Origin of the sequence: Sphingobacterium tenebrionis (assembly GCF_037126265.1) — a bacterium.
GTDB lineage: Bacteria > Bacteroidota > Bacteroidia > Sphingobacteriales > Sphingobacteriaceae > Sphingobacterium > Sphingobacterium tenebrionis.
Window position 1 is genome coordinate 60,823 of record NZ_JAYLLN010000015.1, and the last position, 11,888, is coordinate 72,710.

Annotated in this window: 10 protein-coding genes; 5 read left to right on the plus strand and 5 right to left on the minus strand. The window is 41.2% G+C overall.

Annotated features, from left to right (window positions below; genetic code table 11):
- Positions 1-79: 79 nt before the first annotated feature.
- From brnQ to VJ786_RS07970, 5 genes are all read right to left on the minus strand, one after another.
- A complete protein-coding gene (brnQ, locus tag VJ786_RS07950; protein WP_336557561.1) occupies positions 80-1,384 on the minus strand; it encodes a branched-chain amino acid transport system II carrier protein in 1,305 nt (434 codons plus the stop codon).
- Between the two features lie 43 nt (positions 1,385-1,427).
- A complete protein-coding gene (gene folP, locus VJ786_RS07955; RefSeq protein WP_336557562.1) occupies positions 1,428-2,267 on the minus strand; it encodes a dihydropteroate synthase in 840 nt (279 codons plus the stop codon).
- 71 nt (positions 2,268-2,338) lie between these two features.
- Positions 2,339-2,818, minus strand: a complete 480-nt coding sequence (locus tag VJ786_RS07960) for a DUF4920 domain-containing protein (protein WP_336557563.1) — start codon at positions 2,816-2,818, stop codon at positions 2,339-2,341.
- Position 2,819: 1 nt separating this feature from the next.
- Entirely contained in the window at positions 2,820-3,401 is a 582-nt protein-coding gene (locus VJ786_RS07965) for an L-threonylcarbamoyladenylate synthase (RefSeq protein WP_336557564.1), read from the minus strand.
- A 7-nt stretch (positions 3,402-3,408) separates the two neighbouring features.
- Positions 3,409-4,233 carry a 2,3,4,5-tetrahydropyridine-2,6-dicarboxylate N-succinyltransferase gene (locus VJ786_RS07970; RefSeq protein WP_336557565.1) on the minus strand — a complete coding sequence of 275 codons (825 nt, stop codon included), beginning with the start codon at positions 4,231-4,233 and terminating at the stop codon, positions 3,409-3,411.
- A 63-nt stretch (positions 4,234-4,296) separates the two neighbouring features.
- Between VJ786_RS07970 and VJ786_RS07975 the strand changes: the two genes are divergently transcribed.
- From VJ786_RS07975 to VJ786_RS07995, 5 genes are all read left to right on the plus strand, one after another.
- A complete protein-coding gene (locus tag VJ786_RS07975; protein WP_336557566.1) occupies positions 4,297-4,710 on the plus strand; it encodes an RNA-binding S4 domain-containing protein in 414 nt (137 codons plus the stop codon).
- 53 nt (positions 4,711-4,763) lie between these two features.
- Positions 4,764-6,365: a SusR family glycan utilization regulator gene (gene susR, locus VJ786_RS07980; RefSeq protein ID WP_336557567.1), complete on the plus strand. Its 1,602-nt coding sequence runs from the start codon at positions 4,764-4,766 to the stop codon at positions 6,363-6,365.
- A 253-nt stretch (positions 6,366-6,618) separates the two neighbouring features.
- Positions 6,619-9,522 (plus strand): SusC/RagA family TonB-linked outer membrane protein, encoded by a 2,904-nt coding sequence (locus VJ786_RS07985; protein ID WP_336557568.1) that lies wholly within the window; start codon positions 6,619-6,621, stop codon positions 9,520-9,522.
- Between the two features lie 19 nt (positions 9,523-9,541).
- Entirely contained in the window at positions 9,542-11,062 is a 1,521-nt protein-coding gene (locus VJ786_RS07990; RefSeq protein ID WP_336557569.1) for a RagB/SusD family nutrient uptake outer membrane protein, read from the plus strand.
- 8 nt (positions 11,063-11,070) lie between these two features.
- A partial coding sequence (locus tag VJ786_RS07995; protein ID WP_437129011.1) for a glycoside hydrolase family 30 protein occupies positions 11,071-11,888 on the plus strand: 818 nt, incomplete at its 3' end.

Genomic DNA, 11,888 nt, shown 5'->3' on the forward strand with positions numbered 1-11,888 from the left:
TTTTATGGGGCCTTATGGGTTAGAGATTGTATTGTTAAGATTGCTTCGTCGTGCCTCCTCGCAATGACGGGTTACGTCCTTACGATGACGGGTTACTTCCTCGCAATGACGGGGTGGCTATCAAGATCCCAATCACAAAACCGATCAAAGAAGGGACAACCCAGCCCAGATCATACGCAAAAAACGGGATATGATTCAATTTATCAATCATCCCATCTCCCAAGAGGTTAAATTGCTTCAGCAAACCAATTATAGCCATCAACGTTGATGCCGCCAGTGCCAATCTATAAGGCAATTTACTTTTCACAAAAGCTCCAAAAAACACATAATAAATTACCAGTGTAATCACAATTGGATACACAAAACTCAATATCGGATAAGCAAAACTGATGATATTATCGACGCCGGTAATAGAAAGCACACAGGAAACCACACAACAAATCGTCACCAACAATTTATACCCCAGTTTATTCCCAGTCAGTTCCGAAAAGAAAGTTCCAATGGCCGAAGTCAAGGCAATAGCAGTGGTCAAACAGGCCAATGCAATACTAATTGCAATGGCAATGGTGCCATATTCGCCCAATATCGACCTGGAAATATAGATCAGTAATTCAGAGCGTTTGATACCCGTATCCGAAATCCCAGAGGTCGCACCCAAATAGATCAATCCACCATAGATAATGAACAGACAAACAGCCGCCAGAGCACCTGCAGCAATCACCACATAGTTCTTCGATTTAATATCCTTATAACCTTTTGCTTTAGAAGCCATGATTATTATTCCTGCAAAGATCACAGACGCCAATACATCCAAGGTCTGGTAACCATCAATAAAACCTAGGGTAAACGACTCGGCAGTGCTCAATGCAGAAGTACTGTAATCTGCTATTGGATTCATCACGCCCAATACAATCAAACCTATTAACAAAACCAATAACATAGGCGTTAGGAAATTCCCGATGATATCAACCACTTTTGAGGGAGCAATCGTCAACAGCCAAGTTACGGCAAAAAAAGCGATAGAAGTCCAGATGGGTTGTGCATTCGGAAAGGAGGGAAGGATCCCCACTTCAAAGGTCGTGGCGGCGGTTCTTGGAATGGCGATCATTGGACCAATACATAACATGATGATCGATCCGAGGATTGGAGCCAAGTTCTTATGCACCCTTCCACCAAGGTCATTAAAGTCTTCACCAGAATTTACGATGGAAAGGATTCCAAAAAAAGGCAATAGTATTCCGGTCAAACCAAATGCTAATATGGTTATCCCAACATGATCTCCAATCTGAAGTCCGATATAGGGTGGCAAAAGTAAATTTCCGGCGCCAAAAAACATGGCAAATAAGGCAAAACCAATGGTGATAATGTCTCTAGTTCTTTTCAAAATATAGGGGTTTAGTAAAAATAATCAATCAAATAAAGGTTCTTTAGAAAAATAAATCAATAAGTTGTTTAGCTTCTTTCACATCGTGTACACGAAGGAGTTGAACGCCTCTTTCCAATAATAAGGTATTCAATGCGATGGTACTTGGTAAAACTTCCTCAGGTTTCAGGTCCAATTTTTTATAGATCATGGACTTCCTCGAAATACCACCTAAGATCGGTAAACCAAAATAATGAAGCTGGTCCACCCGCATCAAAAGTTCATAATTCTGTTCAACGGTTTTGGCAAAACCATATCCTGGATCCAAAATAATATCTTTCACACCAAGCGCACGTAATTGAGCCACCGCATTTCCCAAATGTACTGCCACATCATTGACCACATCTTCATACGACGTTAGCTGTTGCATGGTGGAAGGTGTTCCGCGCATATGCATCAAAATATAAGGAACCTGCAATTCCGCTACCGTTTCGAACATCAAGGGATCTAAAGTCCCGCCGCCAATATCATTGATGATATGTCCTCCCGCTTGTACACTAGCTCTTGCTACTTCTGCACGAAAGGTATCCACCGAAATAATCGCATCTGGAAATTCGCTCCTAATGCCCTCAATAACAGGGATGGCCCTGTCCATCTCTTCCTGTGCAGTTATATCCTTTGCTCCTGGCCGGCTCGAATACGCACCTAGATCGATGATATCTGCACCTTTAGAAAGCAAACGCTCCGTATGTCGCAAAGCTTCATCTAAACCATTATGCTTCCCGCCATCAAAAAAAGAATCTGGCGTAACATTCAATATCCCCATGATCTTGGGCCTACTGAAATCCATCAATTGACCATTGATCTGAATCGTTTGACAGCTAGAAGTTTGGAAAATAGACATTATGCCGGGATTTTAAAAATAAATAAGGCTGTAAATTTTCATTTACAGCCTCCAAAATAAGGTTTTTAGGTTTACTTTACAACTAAAACACCATCTGCAACAACAGAGATGTCTTTACGTGGCTTAGTAATCTTCGCAATCTCTTCCTTGCTTTTTCCCATATCTTCGGCATAGTGTTTTTGCCACTCTACCGTTGTTTCTTTAACTTTTGCTTTCCCTTCAACAACTACGGTCTTTCCAACCAAGTCCTCCGGTACAAAATAAGCATAGTCCGTGAAACGAACCATGATCGGCTCTTGATCACCAGCACGTTTGATGGTCAGGAAACACCCTTTTTTCTTACATACCTGAACCACTTCTCCTTCGATCTTTCCGTTGAAAGATTCGGCCTTAGCAAAGGATTGCTCTAATTGTTTTACAGAAATAGCTCCTTTTTTATCGATTTTCTTTCCGTAGTTCACACCGACTTTGGCAGGTGTAATGGCTTGTTGCGCTTGGCTGATACTGATCATCGCGAATACAGCAACAAAAATGGTTAGTAATTTTTTCATATTATTTTCTAATAAATTCAAATTTACCACTTGGATCAAGCTTCATGATGGTCGATGCTTTACCTTCCGCATGGTTGTCTTGTCCAAATTTAACAACATAATCGACAGCTTTTCTAATTTCAGGGTCAATTTCATCAAAAGTTCCTGCGGATGGTTGTCCGCTGATATTAGCCGAGGTAGAAACGATAGGCTTCCGGAACCGTTGGATCAACTGCTCACAGAAAGGATGGTTGACGATGCGTATACCAATACTCCCATCTTCTGCGATCACATTTTCAGCCAGGTTCTTAGCATCAGAATAGATGATCGTCAATGGCTTATCGCTCGCCTCGATCAATTCATAGGCAACTTCCGGTATTTCCTTCACATAACTTTGCAACTGATTATCATTGGCCAACAATACAATCATGCTCTTACCCTTATCCCTGCCCTTTAAGGCAAAGATCTTTTCTACCGCTTCTGGATTTGTCGCATCACAGCCTAAACCCCAGATGGTATCCGTAGGATATAAGATGATCCCTCCAGCTTTTAAGGTTTCTAAAGCCTGATGGAGATCCTCCCTATCGATAAATGCTCTGTTCATGAATAAATTAAACCGCTACGTTATGCTCACGTAAGGCATCGTTCAACGATGTTTTCTTATCTGTAGATTCTTTACGTTGTCCGATGATCAAGGCACAAGGTACCTGATATTCTCCCGCAGGGAATTTCTTGGTATAAGAACCTGGAATCACGACTGAACGTGCAGGAACATAGCCTTTATATTCTACTGGCTCAGGACCAGAAACATCAATAATCTTAGTAGATGCCGTCAATACCACGTTTGCACCCAATACTGCTTCCTCTTCCACACGGATACCTTCTACCACAATAGCTCTAGAACCAACGAACACATTGTCTTCTATGATTACTGGAGCAGCTTGAACAGGTTCTAGAACACCACCGATACCAACACCACCACTTAGATGTACGTTTTTACCGATCTGCGCACAGGAACCTACCGTAGCCCAAGTGTCCACCATCGTTCCCTCATCTACATAAGCACCAATATTTACATAAGAAGGCATCATGATTACCCCTTTAGCCAAGAATGCACCGTATCTTGCCGAAGCACCAGGTACTACACGAACACCAAGATCCTTGTAATTGGATTTCAATTTCATTTTATCGTGGTAAACAAAAGGATCGTTCTTGATCTCTTTCATCGCACGGATTGGAAAATAAAGGATTACCGCTTTTTTGATCCAATCGTTCACATGCCAACGCTCACCAACAGGCTCCGCTACACGTAGATCTCCTTCATCCAACATTTGGATCACAAAAGCGATCGCTTCAAAGTATTCTTTATATTCTAATAATTGTCTGTTTTCCCAAGCTTCTTCAACTAGTTTCTTCAGGTTGCTTATTTCTGTCATAATGATTGCTGAACTTATAATAATTAGGCACAAATATAAGAAACTATCCCTATTTTTGTTATTATGGCGGAAGAGAAAGAGAAATTACGAATAGATAAATATTTGTGGGCAATTCGCTTATTTAAGACCAGGAGTTTGGCTACGGAAGCCTGCAAAGCAGGACGTGTGAAATTGAAAGGGCAGAACGTAAAACCATCTGCGGTGGTGAAAGTTGGCGATCAATACAGCATACAAAAAGGGATCGAAAGAAAGGTTATCTTAGTTACCGGCCTTTTGGAGAGGAGGGTGGATGCCAAAACTGCGGTTCAATTTTACGAAGATCACACACCGGAAGAAGAAACCTATGGTTTCAAATCCGTATTCCATGCGCCAGTCCTCAAAAGAGATCGTGGTACCGGGCGACCAACTAAAAAGGACCGTCGGGAGATCGATGATCTGAAAAGCGATTGGTGGGAGAACGAAGAAGAAGATAAATAGACAATTATTACCTGATGTTATTAAGAATATTCATTTTATGGGTTATGTTATCCATGGGCAAGCTATTGTTTGCCGATGATACTGCCATATCTGTATCTACCGATTCGGTGGAAAGGGAATTGCAGAATACCCTTGCCCGGAAAATGGAATTTGAACGCGTCAAATTGAAGGATATCTTTCAGATCAAAGAGGCTTTGCGCAATACCAAAAGTATCAATACCCGCTATGACCTCCATTTGAAGTTATATAAGGCTTTCCTTACCTATCAGATGGATTCGGCGATCTATTATGTCAATCAGAATCTGCAGTTGGCCAATGAACTGAATGATGTATTTAAGCAGAACCAATCCCATATCCAATTGGCGGGGCTTTATTCATCGGCCGGTCGATTTATTGAATCCAATGATATCCTAAAGCAGATCCACCGAAAGGGATTAGCCGATGAATTGTTGGCCGATTATTATCGTACCTATTCCGACTTTTACTCCCATTACGGTCAAAGTACTAATTATAATCATTATTTTACCTTAAGCGAGATCTACCGGGACTCCCTTTTATCGGTTATTCCTGAAAATTCTTTGGACCATCGCTTGATCATGGCGACCAGGGATCTATTTCGCAATAACCTGGATAGTGCCGAGACGGCATTCCTAAAATTACTCAGTGAGTATGAGGAACCGCACCATGAAAGGGCCGTAATTGCCTATCTATTGGGGCTGGTACATAAGATGCGGTCAAATCGCGAAAAGCAGATCTATTATTTTGGGCTATCTGCGATTACCGATATCAAGAATTCCGTGAAGGATAATGCCTCTCTACAGAGCCTTGCCTTGGTTTATTTTGAAAAAAATGATATTGATAAGGCCTACCTATTTATACAGGAGGCCATGGAAGATGCCCTTTTCTGTAATGTGAGGTACCGAACCATTGAAAACTCCTCCTTTTATCCGATCATCAATTCGGCCTTTCAGGAAAAGGAACAAGCTAGGAAGAAACAACTCACTACCTTCCTGTATACCATTAGTATCATGTCTGCCTTGTTGTTATTGGTGCTGATCGTGGTTTATTTGCAGATGAAGCGGTTGAAGGAAGCCCGAAAGGACCTGAATAATGTGAATAACGAACTCCAATTACTGAATGCCGAGTTATTGAAGGTTAATGATGATCTTCAGGAAGCCAACCTTGTCAAGGAAGAATATATGGCGCAGTTTTTTGAACTGTGCTCCTCTTATATTGAAAAACTGGATCATAATCGGAAAAGCATGCTCAAAAAGCTTTCCAGCAAACAATACGATGAACTGACCAAAGAATTGAAATCCCAGGATAACATCAAAACGGAACTGGAAGATCTTTACCATCATTTCGATGTGATCTTTTTGAGTCTTTATCCAACCTTTATACAAGAGTTCAATAAACTATTGAAACCTGAGGAACAAATCATCCTCAAACCTGACGAATTGTTGAATTCCGAGCTTCGGATCTTTGCCTTGATTCGTTTGGGAATTTCTGATTCCACCAAGATTGCCCAGTTCCTCCGGTACTCCTTAAGAACGGTTTATAACTACCGCGTGAAAGTGAAAAATAAGGTCATTGGTTCCAAAGAAGACTTCGATGAACGCATCAAAGAGATCGGAAACATGACGATTCAACCTTAAAATGGGTTACTTTTTTTCTCTGTAAAAACATCTATTTTGTTGACTGATAGTGGTTTTTGCTTTACTTCGTTTACTTTTTTAAAATTAGCCTTAACCATTTCGTAATATCAGCTTATTCCTTGCTTAACTTTGGTAACAAGGATTAAGGTTCTACCTGAATTATTTTAAATTATAAACTAGTTATACACCCATGAAACTTTTTACTAAAGTTAAGCAAGGTCTATTACTTTTTCTTTTTACGGTTTTTTTCAGCATGTCATATGCCCAAACCAATCTAACGGTAAACGGAAAAGTAATCGATGAATCCACAAACGAACCCATAGCTGGAGCTACGGTTTCCGTAATTGGCGGATCCAATTCAACCTCAACCAACAATGGGGGATCATTTACATTGACAAATGTTCCTGCCAATTCCAAGTTGAGGATTTCATTTATCGGCTATGTTAGCCAAGAGGTCATTTCCAAGGCCGATCTGACAGTTTCCTTAAAGAGTGCGACCAACACCCTAGAGGATGTCGTTGTGATCGGGTATGGTTCTGTTAAGCGAAAAGATGTGACGACGGCGATATCATCCGTTTCTTTGGATGATATCAACGAAAGGCCGATCGTATCTGCTGAGCAGGCGATCCAAGGACGCGCAGCGGGGGTTTCTGTTACCCAAACTTCGGGTGCACCAGACGCTGGATTATCGATCCGTGTTCGTGGTACAACCTCCTTTAATGGAAGTAATAACCCTTTATACGTCGTTGATAATGTGCCTGTAGATAACATCAACTTTTTATCACCAACCGATATTGCCGATATTCAGATCATGAAAGATGCCTCATCGGCAGCAATCTATGGTTCTCGCGGTGCGAATGGGGTAATTTTGATTACCACCAAAAAAGGTAAAACGGGTGCTCCGAAGATTACCTTCAACATGTTGGCTACCCAAAACAAAATCACAAACAAGATCACACCATTAAATACTGCTCAATACAAAGAGCTACAGGACGAAATCGGCATGATCAATCTTCCAAGCAATTTGACGGATCAGACCAACTGGTTTGATGAAACATTCCGTACAGGGGTGATTCAGGATTATCAAGTGTCGGTTTCGGACGGTAGCGAGCGATTGAAGTATATGATTTCCGGTGGATATGTAAATAATAAAGGGATTATTAATGAAGCATTTTTCAAGCGGTATAACTTCCGCGGAAATATCGAGAATAATATCCGCGAATGGTTGACTTTCAATGCAAATCTTTCCTACTCCGATTATGCTGGAAATGGCATTATCCAAGGTACGGGAGCTAACCGTGGTGGTGTAATCATGTCGACCATCAATACGCCAACGTATGCTCCTGTTTGGGATCCGTTCATGCCAGGACAATATTACAATAATTTCTATGGGGTGAATATCAATAGCCCATTGGAAAACATTGCCCGTACCAGCAATAATAAGAATAGAGAGAACAGGTTTATCGGTTCCGGTTCTGCGATCATCAAGTTTATGCCAGAGTTGAATCTGCGTACGACTTTTGCTTTGGATCGTAGAAACGCCATCTCTACTACTTTCTTAGATCCTTTGACTACCTCTTGGGGTAGAAACCAATTTGGTGAAGGTGCCGATTCGAGAAACATGAATACGGTGACGACCTTTGATAATGTGTTGACCTACAATAAGAATGTAGAAAAGCATGGGTTTGAAGCGATGGTGGGTACATCCTATACCAGTTCTGACTATACCAATAGTTATATCAATGCCTCACATTATAGACCAGGCATGATCCAGACCTTAAATGCAGCCAATAAGATTTCTTGGACAGCAACAGGTTCTGGGGCATCCGATTGGGCGATTATGTCCTACTTCGGCCGTCTTTCCTATAATTATGATGGTAAATACATCATCACCGGAAATATGCGTGCGGATGGATCTTCAAAGCTTCATCCTGACAGCCGTTGGGGTTATTTCCCATCCTTTTCTGCAGCTTGGAGACTTTCTTCAGAAGATTTTATGAAGGATGTAGCCTGGATCAACGACTTTAAAATACGTGGAGGTTGGGGTCTAACCGGTAACCAAGATGGAATTGGAGATTATGCTTATTTGGAAAGATATAATATCAGCCGTGAACCTTGGTTCGAAGAAAACAAACAAAATTCTTTAGTGACCATCACGCGTGCAAACCTTCGTACGCCAGATCTTCACTGGGAGAATACCAAACAAGTCAATGTAGGTTTAGACTTTACAGGATTCAACCAACGCTTGACTGTGAATTTGGATTATTACAACAAAACTACCAACGATATGTTGATGTATGTTACTCTTCCTGAAGGACAGACAGCAAATAACATCGTGCGTAATGAGGGAGAAATGAGCAATAAAGGTTTTGAGGCGAATATCCTTAGCGAAAACCTGGTTGGTGAATTCAAATGGAATACCGCTTTCAATATTTCCTTCAATAAAAACAAATTGGTTAGCTTGGATCTACAACAGATCTATCCAGCGGCGAGAACAGTAGAAGTAGTGAACGATTATGTGGTTCGCAACATGCCTGGAAGACCAATGGGAAGTTTCTTTGGCTACATTAGCCAAGGCGTAAATCCAGAGACTGGAGATATGATTTATCAGGATATCAATGGCGATGGCAGGATTTCATCTTCTGACCGTACGTTTATCGGAGATCCGAATCCAAACTTTACCTTCGGTTTGACCAATAATTTTGGCTATAAAGGGTTCAACCTGAGCATCTTCCTACAAGGTTCACAAGGGAATGATATTTTCAATGCTTCCCGTATGGAAACTGAAGGGATGTATGATGGAAAGAATCAATCTACTCGTGTATTGCAACGTTGGAGAGTACCTGGGCAGATCACTGAAGTGCCTAAAGCAGGATATAATATGTTGAACTCTACCTACTTTATCGAGGATGGTAGCTATTTAAGGGTTAAGAATGTATCCTTATCCTATAATATCAAAGGAGAGGTGTTGAATCGCATCGGAATTAACAGATTACAGCCATTTGTTTCTGCTTCTAATCTATTCACTTTCACAAAATACACAGGTTTAGATCCTGAGGTGAACCAATATGGAAATAGTGGGGTGGTACAAGGTGTTGATTGGGGAACATATCCACAGAGCAAATCATTTGTGGTGGGTCTGAACTTGGAGTTTTAGGTAATAAAAATTGAAAGCAATGAAAAGAAATTTAATATATCAATTAGCAGCACTGGCAATCGTCGTATTGTTGGGTAGTTGTTCTTTAGATAAAGATCCTATCGATACTTTTTCGGAAGTGACCGAAGGTGTTTCTGAGACAGGCGAAAAGGTGGTATTCAAGGATAGAGCAGCAGTGGAAGCCCATATGCTGACCATCTATAACCAAATGCGCGACCGTCAAGAACATTGGTATCTGGATGTTTTATTGATCGCCGAATCCCATTCGGATAATGCCTATGCCGGAACTACCGGAGCAGAGGTGGTACCTTTTGAAAACAATTCGATCGAAGGATCCAACTCGGTAGTTGAACGCGATTGGAAAAGGTACATGGAAGATATTGCAAGGGCAAATATCCTGATCCAATATATCGATTCTGTACAGGACAATACGCTTACGGAAGCTATTCGTAGAAGAATGAAAGCAGAGGCAAAAATATTCCGTGGTATGGTGATGTTCGATATGGTTCGTTTGTTCGGTGATATTCCGGTGGTAACTACCATCGCGGGTGATATTACCTCTGAGACCATCAAGGATGTTTACAAAGACTATTTCCCTGAGCAAAAAACAGAGAAAGAAGCTTATCAACAGATTGAAAAAGATTTGTTAGAAGCGTTGGTGGATGCACCTGCAAATGATAATGCCAATAAAACAAGATTCAGTAAATCAGTAGCGAAAGCGTTATTGGCGAAAGTATATGCCGAAAAACCTTTGCGCGACTATAACAAAGTCATCCAATATGCAGATGAATTAGCTGCGGATGGTTTTGACCTGGAAGCTGATTTTACCGATCTGTTTGGTGTGGTGGAAGGAACCGCAGATGCAAAGAAAAGAAATTCAAAAGAAAGTATTCTGGAAGCTCAATTCTTTGTAGGAAATGGTAACTGGGTAACTTGGATGTTCGGAAGGGATCTTTCCAATTATAACAATGCTTTTGACTGGGCAAAATGGGTAACCCCATCACGTGACCTGATCAAAGCTTTTACCAATGAGGCAGATCAGATCCGTTATACCGAATCGATCGTTTATTACGAAGCCAAATGGAGTAATTACTATCCATCCAATAACTATCCTTTTATGTATAAAACCCGTTCAGCATATAGCAATATCATTAAATTCAGATATGCGGATTTATTGTTGCTGAAAGCAGAAGCATTGATCCAGAAGGATGGACCAAACCTAGCTGCTGCTGCAGACATCATCGATAAAGTTCGTACGCGTGTAAAACTACCTCGCCTAAGCAGCGCGACCAAAGCGAGCAAGGATGCCATGTTGGATGCTTTAATGAAAGAAAGAAGATTGGAATTGGCATTTGAAGGCCAAAGATGGTTCGATTTAGTGCGAAACAATAAGGTAGAAGCTGTGATGAATGCCGTTTTTGCCAAGGATTCGGGAAGAAAAGCACAAGTTTATCAGTTTAGTGAGAATTCGTATAGACTTCCAATTCCACAGGCGATCATCGATCAAAACCCAAATATCAAACAAAACTTAGGTTATTAATTTAGAACATGATGAATTTCAAGAAATATATTTTAGCTGTTAGCGTCCTGACCACAGGAATGATTGCCTGTGGAAATGACAACTTTAACGGTGGCGATCCGATCAAGCCGACCAATCCAACTTCTGGCGATGTAAAGATCTATACAACGACCTCCTCCATGAGCCAGGATTTCGAGCGAACTTTTGTTAATTTCAATAAAACGGCAAGCATGTCGCCAAAAACCATCAAGATCGACGAGTCTAAGACTTTTCAGACCATGGATGGTTTCGGTTCTGCAATTACCGGTTCAACAGCTTACAACCTGCTGAAGATGAGTGAAACAGATCGTGCTAAGTTTTTGAAGGAAACCTTTTCTCCGACCGAAGGGATGGGCCAGAGCTATATCCGTATAGCTATCGGCTGTTCCGATTTCTCTTTGAGTGAATATACCTTGGCAGATAAACCAGGAATCGAAAACTTTGCCCTTCAAGAAGAGGAATTGAAATATGTAATTCCGGTTTTAAAGGAGATTTTAGCGATCAATCCAGATATTAAGATCATGGGTTCGCCTTGGACGCCGCCAACTTGGATGAAGGTGAACAACTTGACCGATCTTAAACCGCATGAGTCTTGGACCGGTGGGCACTTAAATCCTAAATATTACCAGGATTATGCCACCTACTTCGTAAAATGGATTCAGGCGATGGCCGCTCAAGGGATCAATATCTATTCCATTACGCCTCAAAATGAGCCATTGAATGCGGGCAACTCCGCTTCCTTGTTGATGTTCTGGCCAGAACAACAGGCATTTGTGAAAACGGCCTTAGGTCCAAAAATCAAAGCTGC